This is a genomic window from Paenarthrobacter sp. 10N417 (genome assembly GCF_056394745.1).
This window is the reverse complement of the sequence record NZ_JBFTIL010000009.1, coordinates 67,998-87,511: the sequence shown is the minus strand read 5'-3', so window position 1 is coordinate 87,511 and position 19,514 is coordinate 67,998. Positions and strand designations below refer to the sequence as shown.

The window sequence follows — 19,514 nt, the reverse complement described above, 5'->3', positions numbered from 1 at the left end:
TGCTCAGCCTGGGAAGTCAGCCCCCAGCGTCGACAACACGCCAAACGCCTTGGTCCGGATCTCTTCGTACTCGTCATCTGCCACGGAATCTGCAGTAATTGCCCCGCCGACGCCAAGGCTGAGTGTTCGCCCACCGTCGTCGTCCGGGTTCACCACCAGAGTACGGATTACGACGGCGAGGTCCGTAGCAGCGTTCAGCGAGAAGTAGCCGATCGCTCCGGAATAGATACCGCGAGGGCCCGCCTCAAGCTGGTCAAGAATGTCCATGGTGCTGATCTTCGGCGCACCGGTCATTGACCCAGCCGGGAAGGCGGCAGCCAAAGCCTCTGCCCGCGGAGCGCCCGGGCGAAGGTGTGCGTCCACGGTGCTCACCATCTGATGGACGGTGGCGTAGCTTTCGATCGCGCACAGCCGGCTGACCGTCACCGAGCCCGGAATCGCGAAGTGGCTCAGGTCGTTGCGCAGCAAGTCCACGATCATGATGTTTTCCGCGCGGTCCTTCAGCGAGGTCTCCAGGTCGCGGCGCAGTTCGGCGTCCTCGCCGGGATCGGAGGAACGCCCACGCGTGCCCTTGATCGGCTCGGCCCGCATGCCGCCGTCGGAGAGAATCCGCAGGAAACGTTCAGGAGAAGTGCTCGCCACAACCAGCTCGCCGAACCGAAGGTAACTGGCAAATGGTGCCGGATTGCGGCGGCGCAACGCCCGATAGCTCTGCCACGGGTCAAGCCCGCCGGCAGGGGCTTCAAGCATGGTGGTCAAGCAGACCTCGTACGAGTTGCCTTCGCTGATTTCATGCTGGGCATCGGCGATTTTGCGCTTATAGTCCGTCGCGCTGTCACGGCAAGTAAATTCCGGAGCCGCCGCGGAAACGGTCTCGACGGCGGAAGCCGGGGCGGCTGAAGCAGCCCCGACAGCGGTTCGAGCCTGGCGCAACCACTCATCGGCGTCGGGCGCTTCCAGGGCGAGCAGCCACACAGTGTGCTCGCGATGATCCAGCACCACGGCCCGCCCAGCGAAGAGCAGAGCGGCGTCAGGAGTGTCGGGTTGGACGTCGTTGCCACCGGTTTCCCGCTTGAGCTCGTAGCCCAGATAGCCCAGCCAGCCGAGCGTGAACTGGCCATCGTAGCCGCGGGGTGCCCGCACGGCCCGGCGTCCCCAAACGGAATCGAGCCAGCGGAAGAACGGTCCGGAAGTTTCCACAGTGGCTGTTCCGGCGGTCACTTTGGTGATTCCTTGACGGTGCTGGACGGACTGGCCGAACGTGCCGCCATCGTCTGCCAAGATGCTGAAGCGGCTCCGGGCAGCAGCCTGGGACGTCCCTGAAACTGCGGAAGCGTTGGAGGAATCCAGCCAGACGGCATTGGTCGAGGAACCGTAGAGGTTCTGAAAGAGTGCCTCGGCGTCAGGAACGGCGCTGATCTTTTCGGACCGGAGCTGCAGCCCTCGACGCGCGCTGAGTTCCGGCGAGAGGATCGCTGACAACGACGGCAAGTACCGCATTGCCTGCAGGACGTCGTCCGGGGCGTTGCCATCCGCGAGGTTCTGGACCCGGATGTCTGCTGCGCCGATGACAGCGTCAGTTTCCAGCCAAATATCCTCTTGGGCAGCCCAGCTGTCCCAATAAGGTTCGTAGGTATTTCCGTCACGAGCCAAAGCCCGACGACGGCGATCGTCACCGGGGGACTCGACCCACACGATGGCGTCCAGCATGGGGCGTGCCGCGTTCGCTGCGGCGCCAACGCCCTCCACGATCACGATTTCGGCTGGCAACGTTACGTGCAGCGCGCCGTCGTAATGCCGTTCCCAATCCCAGCTGACCCACTCCGCCGCGTCGCCTTGGCTCAAAGGCGTCAGGACCGTCGCGACGTACCTTTCGATGCCTGTGGCAAGGCCGTTCCATCCGGGATAGATGTCTTCCAGATGGAAAAGGGAAACCTTGTGGTGCTCCCGAAGGCGGGCCGCGAGCTCGACGGCCAGCGTCGTCTTGCCCGCGCCGGACCGCCCGTCCACGGCGATGATCACGGGTGCAGGGGTCATGACATAGAGGTTACCTGCTGGTGCTCGCTGGCTTCGTTTCGGGCATCGCTGGCGCTACGTCCGGAGTCTCCTGTTGCCTGTTCTGTAATTGCGGCGCTCACGTAGCGCACGATGCCTGGAATAGCGGCTTTGATAAGGGTCCAGGTGTTGTCGAAGTCGGTATGACCGCCGTACCAGGGATCCTCGATGCCCTGATCCAGGGAGCTGCGCCCAACCATCACGGGATCGAAGCTGCGCAGCATCCGGACTTTGGCCAAGGATTCGCGATCTGGGGCGCCCTCCTGAAGCCAGCCGAAATGATCGACGTCCAGTGCCAGGATGAGATCCCGCTCAGCGAACCACTCGCGCCTCCAGTGGCGTGCGACGTGGTCCTCCGAAGCGATGTGGTGGGCGGCCAGTTTGCGGGCTGCCCGGGGATCGATGGGGTGCCCCACCTCGTACCCGGTGGTGCCCGCTGAGTCCACCACTATCAGCTTGCCGAGCCCTTCCGCTTCGAAGGCTTCGGTAAGCATGAGCGCTGCCATGGGCGAGCGGCAGATGTTTCCAGTGCAGACCGTGATGATGCGGTATGGGCTCGTCGTTGAGTACATGCAGCAAGCATGGTTGATGGCACCCCTTCTTGGCTAGGGGCCACTTCACAACGGAGTCACTTTTCCTGTCAAAGCTGTCACAGGGTGTATGGCGTGGGCACCGTTTCTGTGGTTGTTGACCCGTCCGACGCTGCTTCGGCAGTTAGTGCGGAGGCAGCCAGATAGACGGTGCGTACGACGGCGGCGCGTCGCCTCTTGAGGCGGCCGGGGTCGTTCCCTGCCATGAGTCCATCCAGTGCAGGCAACACCGGGGCGGTATCGCAAAGACTCACGATGGTGATGAGGAGATCGCCGGCGTCTTCCCTTGAGATCCCGGGGAGGGCTGAAATGGTGCTGTTGACCTTGGAGGCGCAGTTGGCCATCCGTTTGGGCAGTCCCACAACTTCCGTGCCGCGTTCCAGGCCTTCCCAGAAGAGGAGGCGTGGCGCGGTGGCGTCCTCTTGATGATGATCGAACAGGCGGCCGGCGTAGTCCGCCATGGCCGCTGGGCCCTCGCCTTGGATGGGTACTTCATCCATGAGGGAGCTGAGCGCAGCGACGATAACCGCGTCAAAAAGGCCGTTCTTGTTGCCGAAGTACTGGTAGATGCGTTCTTTGTTGACGCCGGCCTCTGCGGCGATTCGATCGATCCGCGCCCCGGCAAGTCCTCGGGTGCAAAACTCCGAGGTCGCCGCCTCGAGCAGGAGTGACTTGGTGCGCTCTGTGTCCCATGCCATAAGTATCAGATTACCATTTCCCAACTAAGTAGTTGTAATTGTTGACGAGAGTGGTTATTGTGAGACCAAGACAATTGCAACTATCTGGTTGGAGAATGCCATGAACGCTCAAGCTACTGGCGAAATTCACCCCGCTGAGGCCACTGCACCAGCCCAGCCGCAAGCACCGTCCGTCCACATGCGGGCCCTCATCACCTGGATGGCGATCTTCCCCTTGGTTTCCATCGGCATGCTGTTGCTCGGGCCGATCATGGAGCCGTGGCACCCCATCCTCCGGGCACTCCTGCTGACTGCGCTTGTGGTTCCGGCAGCAGTCTATTTTGTGGTCCCCAAGCTGTTTGCCGGCCACGGCGCCCTGACGCGCAGGGCAGTGGAGCGCGCCGCCCGCAAGTCCGCTTAAAGACCAACTGACTGGCATTTGTGGTTGCTCCGAGCGTTGAGAACAACCACAACTGCCAGTCAGTTGGGTGGGAGCGCTGGGACTAAACGCCCCGCAGCTGCTCTACCTGGGCAATGGTCGGGTAAGCGGCCTGGGTGCCCTTCTTCGTGGCGGCCAACGCTGCGGCTACCGAGGCGAAGGAGGCCGCGTCCGCGAGGGAATCGCCGACAGCCAGTCGTGCCGCGACAGCTCCCGTGAATGCGTCACCCGCACCGGTGGTGTCTACGGCCGAAACGCGGGTAGGGGCAATGCGTGTGATCTGGTCCTGGCTACCCCGGGCCAACGAATCCAGCACAACAGAGCCGTGGGCGCCCAGCGTTACCAGCACGCGCTGCAAGCCCCTGTCGGCAAACTGGCTGCGAACAGGTTCCCATGCTTCGGCCTCCGCGTCGGCGTCAGGAATGTCTGCTTCGCGGCCAAGGAACAGTGAGGCCTCGTGCGCATTGACCAGCAGCACGTCGCTCAACCCGGCCAGAACCTCCGGTACCTCCGCGTAAGGCGAGAGGTTCAAGATGACGGTAGCTCCGGCGTCGTGCCCTGCTTGTGCAGCGGCGATCACGGTATCGATCGCGACCTCAAGGCAGAGGCAAACCACCGCGGCATTGTTGATGGCATCCGCTGCCGCGCGTACGTCTTCGGGGGTTAGAGTCCCGTTTGCCCCGGCCGAGATGATGATGCTGTTCTCGCCGCTGGCATCCACCGAGATGACCGCGACGCCCGTCGCGGCGTCCGAGCGTCGGACGCGGGTGACGTCCACGCCGGCGTTGGCGGTTGAGTCCAGGAGCATGCTTCCGTTGGCGTCATCGCCCACTGCGCCCACCAGACTGACCTGGGCGCCGAGCTTGCTGGCCGCCACCGCCTGGTTGGCGCTCTTGCCGCCGGGGTTGACCGCGAAACCATTGCCGTGGACCGTCTCGCCGGGCTTGGGAAGGCGGTCGCAATAGATCGTCAGATCGGCGTTCAGGGAGCCGACGACGACGATCCCCGCCGTGGGTGCGTTGGTTTCTGTGCTCATTTGCTTGCCTCGACTTCGGCGCGTGATGCCTCGGCAACTTCTGGAACCTCGGCGACTTCTGCATCCAGAGGTTTCGGGATCAACAGCGAGGCTGCGAAGGCGGCCAGGGTGATGGCGAGACCCACCACCACGACCGTGAGGTACGACGCCTTGGCGTCGCCCAGTGCGGACGTGGCAACGAGGACCGCAGGCAGGACCAGGAAGCTCAGACCGGCGCCGAGGTTGAAGGCGCCCGCGTTCATTCCGGGGAGGAAGCCAGGGTTGCCTTGGGGCGAGAGGACCACGCCCAGTCCGTTCAGCATGATGTTGACGGTACCGGCGTACATGATGCCCAGCAAGGCCGTGCCCACGATCATCATCGGCAGGTTGTTCAAGCCGAAGAACGCGATGATAGCCAGGGCCACAAGGCTGCCCAGCAGGCCGATGCGAAGGACCTTCGTGTAGCCGAGGACCGGGGCGAGCCGGCCGCTGATCGGGCCGAAGAGCCAACCCAGCAGTGCGTACGGCGTGAGGATCATGAGCGACATCTCGGTGGGGCCCACGCCGAAGCCGGGCTCGGCCGCCTGAACGAACGCCGGGACGATCCCATTGATGACCCCGAAGATACCCGTCATGGTCAGCGTCGTGGTCAAAAGCGGCGCCCAGGTGGAACGCTGACGCAGGTGCACGGTTTCCACCATGGGCTCCTTGGCGCGCTTTTCAACAGTCCAGAAGGCGAAGAACGCGACGACGGCAATCAGGATCAGGACAATGGCCAACGTCAGCGTCCCGGCGTCGAAGGCCGTGGCCAGTTTGGAGCCTTCGTTCAAGGCCGTCAGCAGGGCGCCCACCGCGATCACTATGAAGAACACGCCCAGCCAGTCCATGGTGGTTCCGGCAGCGGGTTTGCTCTCTCCCGCCAGGACGGCGATCAGGACCGTTGCCACGAGTGCAAGGGCAACCATGAGCCAGAAAATGCTGCGGAATCCGAAGTTCTCGGCAAAATAGCCGCCCACGAAGGAGTCGACACCAGCCACGCCACCGTTGACCGCGGTGATAAGGCCCATCAGGGTGCCATATTTGCGCGGGTTGCTCACGGCTGAGCGGAGCATGATGAGGCAGAGGGGCACGGTGGGACCACTGACGCCCTGGATGATGCGGCCTACGAAGAGCCACGTGACATCCGGGGCGAGTGCCGCGATGACCGAACCAGCTGCCATCAGCAGCATCATGCCCACAAGGATCTTCTTGCGGCCCACGATGTCGCTGAGGCGGGGGAGGAAGAGGGAGAACAGTGCTGCGGCCGTGAAGAACCAGGTCTGGGACAGGCCGATGGTGGCTTGGTCGGTATGAAGCTCATTGCCGATGGTGACCAAAGCGGGGCTGAGCATGGAGGCGTTGAGCTGGAAGGCAACACAGGCTGCCAGCAAGGCCACCATGAGTGCAGTGACGTTGCCCTTCGCGGACTTGGTTTCCGGTGCGAGGATGGACATTACTTTGCCTCTCCAACTGCGAGGGTGGCTTGCTTGTCGGGGGTTTTCGCACCCGCGGTGGCGTCAGCGGCGCCGTCGAGCGTTGGTTCGCCGATCCGTTCGATCGCATCGGTGACAAGATCCCAGAACTTCTTGTGATCCAGATCCACGGCCACGGACGTGTGGCAGTCCTCCGGGGCGGGTGCGCGGAAGTCGGCCACGGTCATGCCGAGGGTGAGCTTGCCCTGCAGTTCGATGTCCACGGGCACCTTGCGGATTGTCATTACGGTGGGGTCGATGACGTAGGCAACTGCGCAGGGGTCGTGGACCGGGGGGAAGTCGAACCCTTGCGCGTCCTTGTAGGTCTTCTGGAAGAAGTCCATGAGTTCCATGACGAACTTGGCCGGCTTGGTGCCGATTTTTGCTATGCGGTCCACCACCTCGTCCGTGGCCAGCGCCTGGTGCGTGAGGTCCAGGCCAACCATCACCAGCGGCCACTTTTCGTTGAAAACAATGTGTGCGGCTTCGGGGTCAATGATGATGTTGAACTCCGCCGCGGCACTCCAGTTGCCCACGTGGTAGCCGCCGCCCATGAGGACAACTTCCTTGACGCGCTCAACGATTCGCGGCTCCTTGCGGGCGGCCATGGCGATGTTGGTCAGGCCCGCGGTAGGTACCAGGGTGATGGTGCCCGGCTCGTGTGCCATGACGGTTTCAATGATGAGGTCGACGGCGTGGCGCGGGTCCAGCTCGATAGCAGGCTCAGGCTGTTCCGGGCCATCCATGCCTGAATCGCCGTGGATGGTGGGGGCGGTTTTGATGGTGCGGACCAAGGGGCGGTCACAGCCGGCGGCGAACGGAACGCCGGTGATGCCAGCGATGGTGGCTACCGAGAGGGCGTTGCGCGTGACTTTTTCGAGGGTCTGGTTGCCCACCACCGTTGTCACTGCAAGCAGCTCGATGTCCGGGTTGCCGTGGGCCAGCAGCAATGCCACTGCGTCGTCATGGCCGGGGTCGCAGTCAAGAATGATCTTCTTGCGTGCTGTCATCGGATTGGGGTCCACGTTTTGTCTCCACGTCATTGGGGCCTGCCAGGTTCTAACCAAAGCAGGGCAGTAAGCATTCATGGGAATTCTGGCACTGCTTCAAGGGTTACGTCAAGCGCTTAACGTGCATCACGTTAAGCGCTTGATGCCTTGGGCCCCTGTTCACACTCCAACGACGCTACGATCGATGCATGGATACCTTGGATCGGCGGAACCCCCGCTCGCCCCGTGTAACGGCTGCGATGGTGGCCGCCCGGGCCGGGGTTTCCACTGCAACCGTTTCCTTGGTGGCCAACGGCAAGACGCAAGGACGCGTATCCGAGGACAACATTTCACGCGTCCGCTCGGCGATCGCCGAACTTGGCTATGTAGTGGACAGCATTGGGAGTTCGCTGGCTCGCGGGGTCAGCTCCATCGTCATCCTCGTGACGCCGGACGTGTCCAACCCGTTTTTCGCCAACGTGATCGCGGGCGTCCGGGAATCCCTTGGCCCGGAATACCAATTGCTGCTCTCGGTGACCGATGCCGGGGAGTCGCCGCAAGCTGAGGATGTCCGCAGATTGTTGGCACTCCGTCCGGCTGGCTTGTTGGTTGGCGCCCCCAGTGCTGAGTTTCTGGAGGACCTGTCCGCGGCAGGACCGCTTGTGCTCCTCGACGCGCCCGGCCTCGAGTCGTACGCACCATCCGTAAACCTCGACGTCGCCCAAGGCGCGCGTGAGTTGGCGCGTCACCTCGCAGCGTCCGGGCATACCCGCGCCGCCTACATGGACGGGATCACCGGCACCACCACTTTCCACCTCCGCAGGGAAGCCTTCCTTGAAGAAGCAGCCACCTGCGGGCTTTTGGTTGCCGAGGGGCATGTCATCAGCACCGCGATCGACGTCGGTGCTGCCGCTGCCGCGTTCGCCGGCGCCTGGCCGGCGTGGCAGCGCGAGGGGGTGACCGCCGTCGTCTGCGGTACCGATACCCATGCCTATGGCGTGCTGCAGGAAGCGCGTGTGGCAGGCGTCCGGATTCCTGCCGAACTGGCTGTGGCTGGCTTCGATGACCTCCCGTATTCAGCCACCAGCAATCCGAGCCTCACGAGCGTGCACCTGCCGGCCACCCCGCTTGGACGAAGGGCCGGAGAGCAACTCCGCGGGCTCATGGAAGGCCGGGATTTGGAGGAGCCGCACGTGACGCTGGAGAGCTCGCTGGTGATTCGAGGGTCTACGACGCTGGGTTAGGCAATAGCGGGCGGAGCTGGTCCTCGGTGACGGGCAGAGACACCGTGAAATAGACCTGGGGCGCCGTCATATCGCCCCAATCTTCCTTTTTCACTCGCACCACAGATGGAGTGACTTCGGCTATTCGGACCCTCAGCCAGTCGCCGTCGTCGAGCCGTAATTCGTGCGGGTCAGCGAGGTAGCGCAGCCCCAAATCATCGAGAATTTCTTCAGCGCTCAACCAGTCCACAACGTCGGTCCACGGACGGCCCAATAAGTCCATGGCGACGAAGCCATCATTGACGGGCTTCACCCATCCAACGTGCTCGCCGTCCTCCGCGCGTCGGTGTTCGATCCAGTCCGGTCCCATGCCCTTGACGGTAGCACCGCATCCGCTTGGGGTCGTTCTGGCTAGTGGATGACGGCGAGCAAGATGCCCACGAGGACGAACAGGCAGCCGAAGACACGGTTGAGGACCTTCTGGCCGCGCTCATCATGGGTGAACCGCTGGAAAGAACGTGCTGCCAAAGCGAAGAAGAACCACATGACCATGATGTCGATGAACAGAATCGTGGCGGTTAGCACTGCGTATTGCTGAAGCAGCGGCTGCTCCGGCCTGATGAACTGAGGCATGAAGGCAAGGAAGAACACAATTGCCTTGGGATTCAGCAGGTTCACCCAAATGCCGCGTTGGAACATGGACAGCCCGGACTCGTTCTTGCGGCTGTCGACTTGCTCTTTGTCCAGGTCGGGCTTGTGCAGGAACTGCCGGATGCCCAGGTATACGAGGTAAGCCGCGCCCGCGTACCGGATGATGTTGAAGATCACAGGCGAGTTGGAAACCAGCACGCCAACGCCCAGGGCCACGATGACGATGTGGATAACCAAGGCCAATTGCTGGCCGAGTATGCCCCAGATGGAGCGACGGAATCCGGAATTGAGCGAGTTGCTCATCGTGAAAATGGCACCGGCGCCGGGAGTGAAACTGATCAGGGTGCCGGCACCAACCAGGGCCAGCCAAAGTGAAAACTGCACCATGTCAGCTTATGCCGGTGAGGTGGGTGGTCTGGACGCGTTGCTTCCTGACCTTGTTTGGCCGTCCAGAGTGCCAATTGAAGCCCAAACGGGTTGATTTCAGCGCACCCTGAGCCCAAAGAGGGTCAGGAGGCCGCGGCTTAGGGCAAACTGGTGCCGTGAGCGGAATCCCGTGGGTACTGCACGTTGACCTCGACCAATTCATTGCGGCTGTCGAGGTCCTCCGGCGCCCCGAGCTCGCAGGCAAACCGATCATTGTGGGTGGTCGCGGGGATCCGACGGAACGTGCCGTGGTATCCACGGCATCCTACGAAGCCAGGGCATTCGGCGTCGGCTCCGGAATGCCTCTGCGGATAGCGGCACGCAAAGTACCGGATGCCATCATTCTGCCTGTCGACCAGGACGCCTACCTAGCGGCCTCGCACGTAGTGATGGCCACCTTGCGCGCACAGCCGGGAGCCACGGTTCAGGTGCTCGGTTGGGATGAGGCCTTTGTTGGCATCGAGACCGAGGACCCGGAAGCGTATGCCCGGCAGATCCAAGCTGCCGTCCTGGAACAAACCCAGTTGCACTGCAGCGTGGGCATCGGCGACACGTTGGTCCGGGCAAAGAATGCGACGGATTTCGGTAAACCAGCTGGCATTTTTCGGCTTACCAAAGAGAACTGGCTCGACGTCATGGGCAGTAAGCCCACCAAGGAGCTGTGGGGCGTCGGACCCAAGGTGTCGCAACGGCTGGCAAAGCACCACATCACCACAGTCGCCGAGCTTGCTGCGTCCGATCCCCAGGACTTGGTCCCGGAGTTCGGCCCCAAGATGGGCCCTTGGTATGCGCAGCTCGGACGAGGCGAGGGTGCCAACGAAGTGGACGACACCCCGTGGGTTGCCCGGGCACACGGCCGCGAGACCACGTTCCAGCAGGACCTCACCGAGCCCTCCCAGATCAGCGACGCCATCAAGGAGCTGACAGCGCGGGTCCTTGAAGACGTGGCGGCCGAGGGGCGGCCGGTGGTGGGGCTGACCCTCAAAGTCCGGTACGCCCCGTTCTTCACCAAGACCTACGCAAGGAAGATTCCAGAGACCTTCGATCGGGACGAAGTCCTCGCGCAAGCCTTGGACGTTACGGCGCGGATCGAGCCCGACCGTCCCATCCGGCTTCTGGGACTACGCGCTGAAATGTCGATGCCCGATGACGCCCGAAGAGGACACACCCCCACCCGCAGTGGATGGTGACAGCGGCGCCTGTGTACATGCCCGACGGCGATAGGCCGGCTACCAGCGCGGGTGGATCGCTTCGCGGAAATACCGATCATAGATGTCCTGGACCCCAGCGGTGAGCCCTGAACCTACGGACTGCATCGCTCCCGCCTCCGCGTTCGCATGTGCTTGGACTGAAGAACGGGCACCGGGGATGACCGTGCTGACGCCGTCCTGGGCGATGACCCAGGCGAGGGCCGCTTGGGCGGTGCTGACGCCGTCGGGCACTAATGCGCTGAACTCTTGGGCGGCTTTTACCCCGGTGGCGAAATCGACACCCGAGAAGGTCTCGCCGACGTCGAACGAGGACCCATCGCGGTTGTAGTTGCGGTGGTCGTTCTCCGCGAACTCGGTTTCCGGCGTGTACTTTCCGGACAGCAGTCCGGAGGCCAGCGGCACTCTGGCGATGATGCCGACTCCGGCCTGCTTTGCTGCCGGGAGGACTTCATCGAGCGGCTTGAGCCGGAACGCGTTCAGGATGATCTGCACGGACGCAGTGTTCCCGCGGTTGATGGCTTCAAGGGCTTCGTCAGTCCGCTCGACACTGACGCCGTAGTTGCGGATAACGCCTTCGCTGACGAGGGTGTCCAAGGCGTCGTACACCTCATCCCGCGTGTAGACGGCGGTGGGCGGGCAATGTAATTGGACGAGGTCCAAGGTGTCCTGCTGCAAGTTCCGGCGCGAACGGTCAGTCCATTCGCGGAAGTTGGCGAGGGTGTAGTTTTCGGGCACTTGGTCCACGCGCCGGCCCATCTTGGTGGCAACCATCAGGTCCAGCCCGGGATTGGCGCGGAGGAAGCGTCCGATCAGCTGCTCGCTTCGACCATCGCCGTAGACATCGGCTGTGTCGAAGAAACTGACGCCGCCGTCAACCGAGGCTTCCAGGACGGCAAGTGCGTCTTCCTCTGTGACATCGCCCCAGTCCGCTCCGAGTTGCCACGTGCCTAGTCCAACGGTGGACACCGACCTGCCGGTCTTACCAAGTATGCGCTGTTCCATGGATTCGACTATATGGGGTCAATGGTCGTCCATTCGCGCCACTTTCCCCATCAAGTACCGCCGCTCCTGCAGACTGCCCGTCTTTTTTGCCGCGGCGAGGTAGGCGGCGCGCGCGTCCGCATAAGAGCCCGCCATTTCATGCAGGTGGCCCCGCACCGCATCCAGGCGGTGCGACCGCCCGATCGCCGAATCCAGCCCGGCGAGCATCTCAAGCCCGGCGGCTGGCCCCTTCACCATGGCCACAGCCACAGCACGATTCAGCGTCACCACGGGACTGGGCGCTACGGCTTCAAGGACCGTGTACAAGGCGAGAATCTGCGGCCAGTCCGTTTCGGCATCGGACGGCGCCTCCGCATGAACGGCCGCGATCGCGGCCTGGAGCTGGTATGGCCCAGCCGCGCCACGTCCAAGCACGGAAGACAGGAGCGCGATGCCTTCCTCTATCTGCCCGCGGTTCCATAAACTCCGATCCTGTTCGGACAGCGGCACGGGCATCCCGTCAGCCAGGGTGCGCGCGGCACGACGGGAGTCCGTCAGCAGCATCAGAGCGAGCAAACCGGTGGCCTCGAACTCGGCCGGCGCCGCGCTCACCAGCAGGCGTGCCAAGCGGATCGCTTCGGTGGTGAGGTCTTCGCGCTGCAGTGAGTCACCTGAGCTTGCCGCGTAGCCTTCGTTGAAGATCAGGTACAGGACGTGAAGTACGACGCCGAGCCTCGCCTTGCGCTCGGACGCCGGCGGCAGGTCGAACCGGGCGCCCGCCTTCTGGATCCCCTGTTTGGCACGGCTGATGCGCTGGCCCATGGTCGCCTCGGGGACGAGGAAAGCAGAGGCGATTTCCGCCGTCGTGAGTCCTCCTACGGCCCGGAGCGTCAAGGCGAGTTGCGACGGTGCGCTGATCGAAGGGTGGCAACACAGGAACATCAGGGTCAGAGTGTCGTCGGCTTCGGACACGGTGCTGTCCTGGAAGTGGACCTCCATTGCGGCGACGCGTTCCTCCCGGGCGCGGCGCGCGCTTTCACTGCGCCACACATCAACCAGCCGGCGCGATGCGACAGCCAGCAGCCATCCTTTGGGATTTGCTGGCAGTTCGGATGGCCATTGGAGCGCGGCCTCAATGAGGGCTTCTTGCACCGCATCCTCGCAGGCGTCGAACTGTCCGTGGTTGCGCGCCAGCACGCCGAGGACCTGCGGCGCCAAGGTGCGCAGCAGGTCCTCAATGTCGCGTGGGGGAACCTCGCGTGGGGCAACGGCCAAATTAGACCTCCGGGGGACCGTCCGGGATAGGGCGGAGCTCAACCACTTGCGAGTACTTGACGATGCTCGAGCAGATTTCCACGGCGCGTTCCTCGCTGGCCACGTCCACCACCCAGTACCCGATCAGCGATTCCTTCGACTCGGCGTAAGGACCGTCCGTGGTGATGACGCCGTCCGGGGTTTGCCTGACGAGCTTTGCTGTGCCGGGATCGGCCAAGCCTGCATTGAAGACCAGTTCACCGGAATCGCGGAGGTCCTCGTCGATCTGGATCATGAACCCGATCATTTCCTTGATCCACTCCGGATCGGCGGTTTCCATCATGCCCTCGGCGGACCCGAACATCATGATCATGTATTTCATCTCAAACTCCTTATGAAGGGGCGCCCTGTTTGGGGTGCTTTCACTCATGGGTCGGAACTGCGGGGCGCTTTTCTACATGGTTCGGCAAAATTTTTTTGGAAAGTTCCTTTACGCGAAAACTAGGCCCGGGCGATTACCTCGCCGTTGGGAATCAGGAAGTAGCCATCGTCCGTGGCTCCCCAGCGGTGCCAGCCCGCAGCGATCCGGGCGAGATCGGCCTCATTGGCGAACCCGTACTCGAGGGCTTGCTCAGCAAAGGCGGAGTGAAGGACACGCTCACTCCACACGCGCGACTGCCACGCCCGCTGTTGAGCCGTGGCATAGAGCCAGTTGCTGCTGCTCGGCGCCACCTGGGCGAAGCCTGCCTGCTGTGCCCACGAGACCAATCGACGGCCGGCATCCGGTTCGGCACCGTTGCGCCGTGCGATCTTCTGGTAGAGCTCCATCCAGTCATCGAGCTCGGGGACTTCCGGGTACCAGCTCATGCCGTGGAAATCGGCGTCTCGGACTGCCACGATCGCGCCCGGTTTGGCCACGCGGCGCATCTCACGCAGTGCGGCGACGGGATCGGTGAGGTGCTGGAGGACTTGATGGGCGTGGACGAGGTCGAAGGTCTCGTCCTCAAACTCGAGATCGTAGATGTTGCCGGTGCGGAACTCCACGTTGTCTACGCCACGGTCCTTCGCCAGTTCCGTTGCCTGGGCGACGATGTCCGCCGAGCGGTCCAAGCCGATGACCTGCGCGGGTGCAACCAGCCCCGCGAAATCGCACGTGATGCTGCCTGGTCCGCACCCGACGTCGAGGACCGACGTCCCCGGGGTGAGATGCGGAATGACAAACGCGGCCGAATTCTCGGCCGTCCGGGAGGCGTGGGCCCGGACAACCGACTCGTGGTGCCCGTGGGTGTAAACATCTTCAGGCTGCTGCGCGTTCATAGGGAAACGCTACAACTTCGCCGGTGGATTTCGGCGGAATGCGGTTAGTTGCCGTTCTCCGCGGTTTCGGTGCGTGCTGCCACGGTGGCCTCGATCATGTCCGTCATGAAGCGTCGGACAACGTCCAGTTCGTCAGCACTGTACGCGCCCATGGCCTGGCCCATGCGGATGGCCAGCGGCATGAACATGGCACTTCCATCCTGGTAGGCCTTCGGCGTCATGACCAACTGGATCTGGCGCCGGTCCGTGCCGACACGTTCGCGCACTACGTGTCCCGACGCGTGAAGCCGGTCCACCAGCGCGGTAGTGGCTGGAGAACTCAGGCGTAGTTCGTTGCGCAGGACGCCAGGTGTTACAACACGACCCGCGGCAGAATGTCGCATGATCACTGCCAGGGCGTTGAGATCCGTCCGGTGCATGTCGTTCCGGCCGCCGGCTGCGTCGACATAGTGGTTGGCTTCCAAGGTGAAGTCCTGAAGGAGGCGCACCAAGTCCTGGGGTGCCGCTGTTTCCGGGCGTTCGCCACCGGGGTGCGGGCCTGAAACTGCAGCCATTCTGCCCTCCCGATTGCGTTGGTAATTACTGCCCTGTCGGATATTACTCCCAGCCCAGCAGGAACCCGGCATCAGTAAAATGGTTCACTCTTGGAATAGTTCCATCGTAGAGATATTCTGTGGTGGAATAAAGACTTCCCCACGTCTCGGAAGAAGGACTCATGAACCCGCAGAAGGTACCGTTCTGGCTTCGATGGCTGGTGCCCGTAGTGCTCGTCATCATCTGGCTTGGCATTGCCGGCGTTGGCGGCCCAACGTTCGGGCGGTTGGACGAGGTCTCCTCCAATGACCAGGCTTCGTTCCTCCCAGCAGGTGCCGAAGCGACGGAAGCAGGCAACTGGCAGGCGAAGTTCCGGGAGTCCAAGGAGATCCCTGCAGTGGTCATTGTCGAGAACGGGACTGCCTTCACCCCGGCCCAGCTCAGCGAAGCAGCCCAGCTGAAAGCCGACATTGAGGCACTCAAACTGGGGGACGCCGTCGTCGGGCCTCTTCCCTCGGAGGACGGCAAAGCGGTCCAATTCATTGTGCCAATAGCGTCTTCGGATGAACTGCGCGACAAGATCCAGGAGCTCCGAGACGTCGTTCAGCCGGGTGCCCCGGAGGGAATGCGAGCGTTTGTCACGGGTCCCGCGGGCCTGACCGCTGATCTCGTGAACGCGTTCGGTGGCATCGACGGCATCCTCCTCCTCGTGGCGCTCGGCGCCGTGTTTGTCATTTTGCTGCTCGTGTACCGCTCGTTCGTGCTGCCTCTGGCGGTCCTCCTGACATCGGTTTTTGCGCTTTGCGCCGCGATTCTCATGGTGTTCGCGATGGCCAAACTGGGCTGGATCCAGCTGAACGGCCAGAGCCAAGGCATCCTGTCCATCCTGGTGATTGGCGCGGCCACCGACTATGCGCTGCTGTACGTGGCCCGATTCCGCGAGGCCTTGACCCACACCACCAACCGTACGAGGGCAGTGCTCACGGCATGGAAGGCCTCCTTCGAACCGATCCTCGCGTCCGGCGCGACCGTCATCATCGCCCTGCTTTGCCTGCTCTTCTCCGACCTGAACTCCAACAAGGCGCTGGGCCCTGTGGCAGCTGCCGGAATCCTTTGCTCGCTCTTCGCCGCGCTTACCCTCCTGCCAGCGCTCATGGCCCTGCTGGGCCGCGCCGCCTTCTGGCCCTTCCGTCCCAAGCTCCTGCCCGACGACGAACGCGAACCTGAGCTGGTTACTGGACTTGAGGGGCAAAAGGGTCTGTGGCGCGCAACTGCTTCCTTGGTTTCCCGCCGGCCGCGCACCGTATGGGTGGCTTCGGTCCTGCTGCTCTTGGTGGCCTCGGCAGGCGTCCTGCAGTTGAAGGCCAACGGCGTCCCTCAAACGGACGTCATCCTTTCGGCCTCCGACGCCGTGGACGGCCAGGACGCGCTGGCCCGGCATTTCGACGCCGGCAGCGGCAGCCCCGCCGTCGTGGTCGCTTCTGAAGATGCCGCGCAGGATGTGCTGGACAAGGTCAAAGCTGTCGACGGTGTGGGCGACGCCTATCTCCTGGCTGACGGAAATGTGCCCATCACCGGCGCTCCGGGGACTCCGGCCGATCCTGCCGTTCGTGAGGGCAAGGTGCTGATCAATGCGACGCTCGACTCTGCCGCCGACTCGATTCAAGCCGAAGAAACAGTGAAGTCATTGCGGTTGGCGGTCAAAGAGGTCGACGCCGGCGCCTTGGTAGGTGGGGTCACCGCCACTGCGCTGGATACCAACACCACCGCGCAGCGGGACTTGATGGTCATCATCCCCATCGTCCTGGTGGTCATCCTTTTCATCCTGATGCTCCTGCTGCGCTCCGTTGTGGCGCCTGTACTGCTGGTGTTGTCCGTGGTCCTGTCCTATGCGGCGGCCATGGGTGTTTCAGCGTGGGTCTTCAACGGGGTCTTCGGTTTCTCGGGCGCCGATGCCACAGTTCCCCTCTTCGGATTTGTGTTCCTGGTGGCATTGGGTGTGGACTACAACATCTTCCTGATGAGCAGGGTGCGCGAGGAATCGCTGAAGCACGGGACACGGCCTGGAATCCTGCGGGGCTTGGGCGTTACAGGTGGAGTAATTACGTCCGCGGGTGTTGTGTTGGCCGCTACCTTTGCCGCCCTCGGAGTCATTCCCATCATGTTCCTGGTGCAGTTGGCGTTCATCGTGGCCTTCGGGGTGCTGTTGGACACGATTCTGGTCCGCTCTCTACTGGTGCCCGCACTCGCGTACGACATCGGAGACCGGATTTGGTGGCCAAGGAAGCTTGGCCGTCAGCCTCATGCGCTTACGCGTCGCCGTGAGGAGGAGCCGATGGCGGCAGTTAATCATTCGTCCACGACGACGTAGCCCCCGCCTCCGTCCACGGTGACTCGTTGGCCCGTCTTGAGCAGCTTGGTGGCGTTGCCGGTTCCCACGACTGCAGGTATGCCGTACTCCCGGGCAACCAGCGACGCGTGCGCGGCGAGGGTTCCGCCGTCAGTGACCACCGCGGCGGCCCGAGCGAAAAGGGGCGTCCATGCTGGTGCGGTGGATCGCGCTACGAGTATCTCGCCATCGAGGAAGCTGTCGAATTCCTCCAGGTCTGACATAACCCGCACCCTGCCCGTGGCGCGTCCAGTGCTGGCCGGGTGGCCGACGATTGCACCGGCGGGTATCTCGTGGGTTGTCCTGGCTGCGTCAACTGCGCTTGCCACCGGATCAGCTCCGAACCTGCCCGGTTCGCCAATAATGAGTGGTGCGTCCAGCCGCCGTTGCATCTGCCAGGTTGCGCGGCGGTTTCCTACCAGCTCGCTTTGGTCCGTCGAGGCGTTCATCACCTCACTCAGGTGGAGGAAATGGATGTCCTGCGGGTCCTCGATGGCTCCTGCGGTGGCGAGGTTTTCTCCCAGCCGTTGGGCGCAACGGCGCAGGACCGGCCATCCCAGGGTGAGGTAAAGGGACTGTTCTTCCCGTAGGGCGGCGTAGTACTGGGCCATCGTCAGGAGGGAATCAAAGCGAGTGAAGGCCCTGGGACTATCAAGCAGCACTGCCCTGGCCGCGGTTTCGGCTGCCTTTCGCTGTGCGTCAAGCGCATCCTTGCCTGCGGTGGTTGAATCCGCTTCTTGGCTACGGATGCCGGCCTCGCCGTAGGTCGGGTGGTACCAGTCGAGGGAGTAGACGGCCGATTCCGATGGTGTCGCAGTGCTGCCGCTAAGGCCGCTGCTGCCGGTGAGGCCGCGGAGGAGTGCCTGATGGCCGAGCAGCCCTGCGGGTTTGTCGCTCAAGGGAGCGGCTAGGTGCTTTTGCCAGAACCTGGCCAGGGCCGCTTCGATTTTCCAAGCAGATCCGCCGACCACGGCCAGTGACCAGAGGTAGATTCCCGCCTGCTGGGCGATGGCATTCACAAGCTCGATGAGCCTTGCCGGGGATGCGGTGTCCACTTCCTGCTCGGCACTGCGCACGAGTTCCCGATAGTCGGGCAGCAACTGGTGTCGCCATTTCAGTTCCAGCCCATGGAGAACAGCGCGGTGCGCCGCAGCCGGATTGCGGGAGACCCGGAGAAGGACGTTGAAAAGGAACCATGGCAGGCGACCACGGCTTCGAACTATCAAAGGCGCCACAATCCTTGGGGACGGAATCGGCGGGGCGTTGTAGTACCAGCCGTTGACGGAGCCGTAACGAAACGGCACCCGCACCTGAATATCGTCTTCCATGCCGTCGAGATATCCGGCCTCGATCCGGGGCAGAAGCCAGTCCTCGAACAGCGGCGTCATGGGATCTGGAAGCCATTCACCGAGCCTGAAGTTCCGTGCCCACAGGCCTTCGCCCGGAGCCGTCCAAGCTGCTGGGGTGGGAAGCGCCGTCATCGGGCGGGCCTGAAGAAGGAATAGGGCACCGTCGTGGTCCAGCGCCCACTCGATGTCTTGCGGCACTCCCGCTCGTTCGTGGATCCGACGGGCCAGCGCCGCTACTTGCCGTGCTTGGTCCGAGGTGAGGATGTTGCCGTCCCTGTTGCACGTGGCGTCGCTGGCGCGGACTGTCCATTGCTCTCCGACTGCTTCACCGGACACCAGCGACTCCCCAAGACCCGCGACGGCAGTGACAATGGTTTCGTCGAGGTCGCCGGTCAGTGGGTTGGCAGTAAAGGCAACGCCGGCGGCATGGGGCTGGACCATCTGTTGAACGAGTACCGCCATGGAAGGGCTTGCCGCATCGCCGCGGGCCGCTGCTCCGAGAGCAGTCTCATACGCTGCAACTCGTTGCTCCGCAGCGGAGGCAAAGCATTGCCGCACAGCATGCTCGAGGTCATCCTGCTCAACGTTCAGAAAGGTTTCGTAGAGACCTGCATAAGAAGCGCCGTCGAGGTCCTCGGCGGCGGAAGAGGACCTGACAGCGTACGGCCCCGGGCCTATCCTGCCGGCAGCAACTTTCAGAGCGCCCGCGAGGTTATTGCCGAGTTGCCCCACCACCTCCGACGTGACGACGAACCCCGCTGGCACCTTGAAACCCTCTGCCGTGAGCTCGGAAAGAGTGGCTGCTTTGCTGCCCAACACCGCCCGGTCTGCGCTCGCAGAGCCAAGCTGCGGAAACTCGCTCATAGCCACGGCTCTCCCTCTTCGCAGACACTTCCGGTTTCA

General features: G+C 63.1%; 18 protein-coding genes. 4 read left to right on the top strand and 14 right to left on the bottom strand.

Going from position 1 to position 19,514, the window contains the following annotated elements:
* Positions 1-3: 3 nt before the first annotated feature.
* The 3 genes from pabB to AC1DCM_RS13340 all read right to left on the bottom strand — a co-directional run bounded on the left by pabB (position 4) and on the right by AC1DCM_RS13340 (position 3,343).
* Complete coding sequence (gene pabB / locus AC1DCM_RS13350; RefSeq protein WP_477518584.1) at positions 4-2,037, bottom strand: aminodeoxychorismate synthase component I; 2,034 nt, start codon at positions 2,035-2,037, stop codon at positions 4-6.
* The gene (locus AC1DCM_RS13345; RefSeq protein ID WP_477518583.1) at positions 2,034-2,549 is read right to left on the bottom strand and encodes an arsenate reductase/protein-tyrosine-phosphatase family protein; all 516 of its coding nucleotides are present in this window, start codon (positions 2,547-2,549) and stop codon (positions 2,034-2,036) included. The genes pabB and AC1DCM_RS13345 overlap by 4 nt, the downstream gene beginning before the upstream one ends.
* A gap of 155 nt (positions 2,550-2,704) precedes the next feature.
* On the bottom strand, positions 2,705-3,343 hold the full coding sequence (locus tag AC1DCM_RS13340) for a TetR/AcrR family transcriptional regulator (RefSeq protein ID WP_477518582.1): 639 nt from the start codon (positions 3,341-3,343) through the stop codon (positions 2,705-2,707).
* A 100-nt stretch (positions 3,344-3,443) separates the two neighbouring features.
* Here AC1DCM_RS13340 and AC1DCM_RS13335 point away from each other — a divergent pair, with 100 nt between their 5' ends.
* The gene (locus tag AC1DCM_RS13335; protein WP_477518581.1) at positions 3,444-3,743 is read left to right on the top strand and encodes a putative antibiotic biosynthesis monooxygenase; all 300 of its coding nucleotides are present in this window, start codon (positions 3,444-3,446) and stop codon (positions 3,741-3,743) included.
* Positions 3,744-3,825: 82 nt separating this feature from the next.
* Here the strand turns inward: AC1DCM_RS13335 and AC1DCM_RS13330 are convergent, their stop codons facing one another.
* From AC1DCM_RS13330 to uriH, 3 genes are read right to left on the bottom strand one after another with little or no spacing between them, the layout of a single operon-like run.
* Positions 3,826-4,797, bottom strand: coding sequence for a ribokinase (locus AC1DCM_RS13330; protein WP_477518580.1), 972 nt, complete (start codon positions 4,795-4,797; stop codon positions 3,826-3,828).
* Complete coding sequence (gene uriT / locus AC1DCM_RS13325) at positions 4,794-6,269, bottom strand: uridine transporter UriT (RefSeq protein WP_477518579.1); 1,476 nt, start codon at positions 6,267-6,269, stop codon at positions 4,794-4,796. Before uriT ends, AC1DCM_RS13330 begins: the two co-directional genes overlap by 4 nt.
* On the bottom strand, positions 6,269-7,330 hold the full coding sequence (uriH, locus tag AC1DCM_RS13320) for a uridine-preferring nucleoside hydrolase UriH (protein WP_477518578.1): 1,062 nt from the start codon (positions 7,328-7,330) through the stop codon (positions 6,269-6,271). Before uriH ends, uriT begins: the two co-directional genes overlap by 1 nt.
* A gap of 155 nt (positions 7,331-7,485) precedes the next feature.
* Between uriH and AC1DCM_RS13315 the strand changes: the two genes are divergently transcribed.
* Positions 7,486-8,520, top strand: coding sequence for a LacI family DNA-binding transcriptional regulator (locus tag AC1DCM_RS13315; protein WP_477514005.1), 1,035 nt, complete (start codon positions 7,486-7,488; stop codon positions 8,518-8,520).
* Here the strand turns inward: AC1DCM_RS13315 and AC1DCM_RS13310 are convergent.
* Both AC1DCM_RS13310 and AC1DCM_RS13305 read right to left on the bottom strand, forming a co-directional pair.
* Positions 8,504-8,869, bottom strand: coding sequence for a hypothetical protein (locus AC1DCM_RS13310; RefSeq protein ID WP_477518577.1), 366 nt, complete (start codon positions 8,867-8,869; stop codon positions 8,504-8,506). The genes AC1DCM_RS13315 and AC1DCM_RS13310 overlap by 17 nt on opposite strands.
* A gap of 41 nt (positions 8,870-8,910) precedes the next feature.
* Positions 8,911-9,537 carry a LysE family transporter gene (locus AC1DCM_RS13305; protein ID WP_442015987.1) on the bottom strand — a complete coding sequence of 209 codons (627 nt, stop codon included), beginning with the start codon at positions 9,535-9,537 and terminating at the stop codon, positions 8,911-8,913.
* Between the two features lie 155 nt (positions 9,538-9,692).
* Between AC1DCM_RS13305 and AC1DCM_RS13300 the strand changes: the two genes are divergently transcribed.
* Complete coding sequence (locus tag AC1DCM_RS13300; RefSeq protein WP_442015988.1) at positions 9,693-10,766, top strand: DNA polymerase IV; 1,074 nt, start codon at positions 9,693-9,695, stop codon at positions 10,764-10,766.
* Positions 10,767-10,805: 39 nt separating this feature from the next.
* On the opposite strand, the gene AC1DCM_RS13295 is transcribed toward AC1DCM_RS13300, so the two are convergent.
* The 5 genes from AC1DCM_RS13295 to AC1DCM_RS13275 form a co-directional block, all read right to left on the bottom strand.
* Positions 10,806-11,789 (bottom strand): aldo/keto reductase, encoded by a 984-nt coding sequence (locus AC1DCM_RS13295; protein WP_477518576.1) that lies wholly within the window; start codon positions 11,787-11,789, stop codon positions 10,806-10,808.
* Positions 11,790-11,807: 18 nt separating this feature from the next.
* Positions 11,808-13,043: an RNA polymerase sigma factor gene (locus AC1DCM_RS13290; protein WP_477518575.1), complete on the bottom strand. Its 1,236-nt coding sequence runs from the start codon at positions 13,041-13,043 to the stop codon at positions 11,808-11,810.
* 1 nt (position 13,044) lies between these two features.
* On the bottom strand, positions 13,045-13,404 hold the full coding sequence (locus AC1DCM_RS13285) for a YciI family protein (protein ID WP_477518574.1): 360 nt from the start codon (positions 13,402-13,404) through the stop codon (positions 13,045-13,047).
* Positions 13,405-13,523: 119 nt separating this feature from the next.
* Positions 13,524-14,339, bottom strand: coding sequence for a methyltransferase domain-containing protein (locus tag AC1DCM_RS13280; protein ID WP_431116851.1), 816 nt, complete (start codon positions 14,337-14,339; stop codon positions 13,524-13,526).
* A 44-nt stretch (positions 14,340-14,383) separates the two neighbouring features.
* Positions 14,384-14,893 (bottom strand): MarR family winged helix-turn-helix transcriptional regulator, encoded by a 510-nt coding sequence (locus AC1DCM_RS13275; RefSeq protein ID WP_477518573.1) that lies wholly within the window; start codon positions 14,891-14,893, stop codon positions 14,384-14,386.
* Positions 14,894-15,054: 161 nt separating this feature from the next.
* Between AC1DCM_RS13275 and AC1DCM_RS13270 the strand changes: the two genes are divergently transcribed.
* Positions 15,055-17,244, top strand: coding sequence for an MMPL family transporter (locus AC1DCM_RS13270; RefSeq protein WP_477518572.1), 2,190 nt, complete (start codon positions 15,055-15,057; stop codon positions 17,242-17,244).
* Here AC1DCM_RS13270 and AC1DCM_RS13265 read toward each other — a convergent pair.
* Complete coding sequence (locus AC1DCM_RS13265; protein WP_477518571.1) at positions 17,223-19,475, bottom strand: PEP/pyruvate-binding domain-containing protein; 2,253 nt, start codon at positions 19,473-19,475, stop codon at positions 17,223-17,225. The two genes, AC1DCM_RS13270 and AC1DCM_RS13265, sit on opposite strands and share 22 nt — an antisense overlap.
* Positions 19,476-19,514 lie beyond the last annotated feature (39 nt).

Coding starts and splice junctions, on each gene's coding strand:
- AC1DCM_RS13340 (WP_477518582.1), bottom strand. CDS start 3,343: ATGGCATGGGACACAGAGCGCACCAAGTCACTCCTGCTCGAGGCGGCG.
- pabB (WP_477518584.1), bottom strand. CDS start 2,037: ATGACCCCTGCACCCGTGATCATCGCCGTGGACGGGCGGTCCGGCGCG.
- AC1DCM_RS13345 (WP_477518583.1), bottom strand. CDS start 2,549: ATGCTTACCGAAGCCTTCGAAGCGGAAGGGCTCGGCAAGCTGATAGTG.
- uriT (WP_477518579.1), bottom strand. CDS start 6,269: ATGTCCATCCTCGCACCGGAAACCAAGTCCGCGAAGGGCAACGTCACT.
- AC1DCM_RS13310 (WP_477518577.1), bottom strand. CDS start 8,869: ATGGGACCGGACTGGATCGAACACCGACGCGCGGAGGACGGCGAGCAC.
- AC1DCM_RS13280 (WP_431116851.1), bottom strand. CDS start 14,339: ATGAACGCGCAGCAGCCTGAAGATGTTTACACCCACGGGCACCACGAG.
- AC1DCM_RS13335 (WP_477518581.1), top strand. CDS start 3,444: ATGAACGCTCAAGCTACTGGCGAAATTCACCCCGCTGAGGCCACTGCA.
- AC1DCM_RS13285 (WP_477518574.1), bottom strand. CDS start 13,404: ATGAAATACATGATCATGATGTTCGGGTCCGCCGAGGGCATGATGGAA.
- AC1DCM_RS13315 (WP_477514005.1), top strand. CDS start 7,486: ATGGATACCTTGGATCGGCGGAACCCCCGCTCGCCCCGTGTAACGGCT.
- AC1DCM_RS13270 (WP_477518572.1), top strand. CDS start 15,055: ATGAACCCGCAGAAGGTACCGTTCTGGCTTCGATGGCTGGTGCCCGTA.
- uriH (WP_477518578.1), bottom strand. CDS start 7,330: ATGACGTGGAGACAAAACGTGGACCCCAATCCGATGACAGCACGCAAG.
- AC1DCM_RS13305 (WP_442015987.1), bottom strand. CDS start 9,537: ATGGTGCAGTTTTCACTTTGGCTGGCCCTGGTTGGTGCCGGCACCCTG.
- AC1DCM_RS13265 (WP_477518571.1), bottom strand. CDS start 19,475: ATGAGCGAGTTTCCGCAGCTTGGCTCTGCGAGCGCAGACCGGGCGGTG.
- AC1DCM_RS13295 (WP_477518576.1), bottom strand. CDS start 11,789: ATGGAACAGCGCATACTTGGTAAGACCGGCAGGTCGGTGTCCACCGTT.
- AC1DCM_RS13275 (WP_477518573.1), bottom strand. CDS start 14,893: ATGGCTGCAGTTTCAGGCCCGCACCCCGGTGGCGAACGCCCGGAAACA.
- AC1DCM_RS13330 (WP_477518580.1), bottom strand. CDS start 4,797: ATGAGCACAGAAACCAACGCACCCACGGCGGGGATCGTCGTCGTCGGC.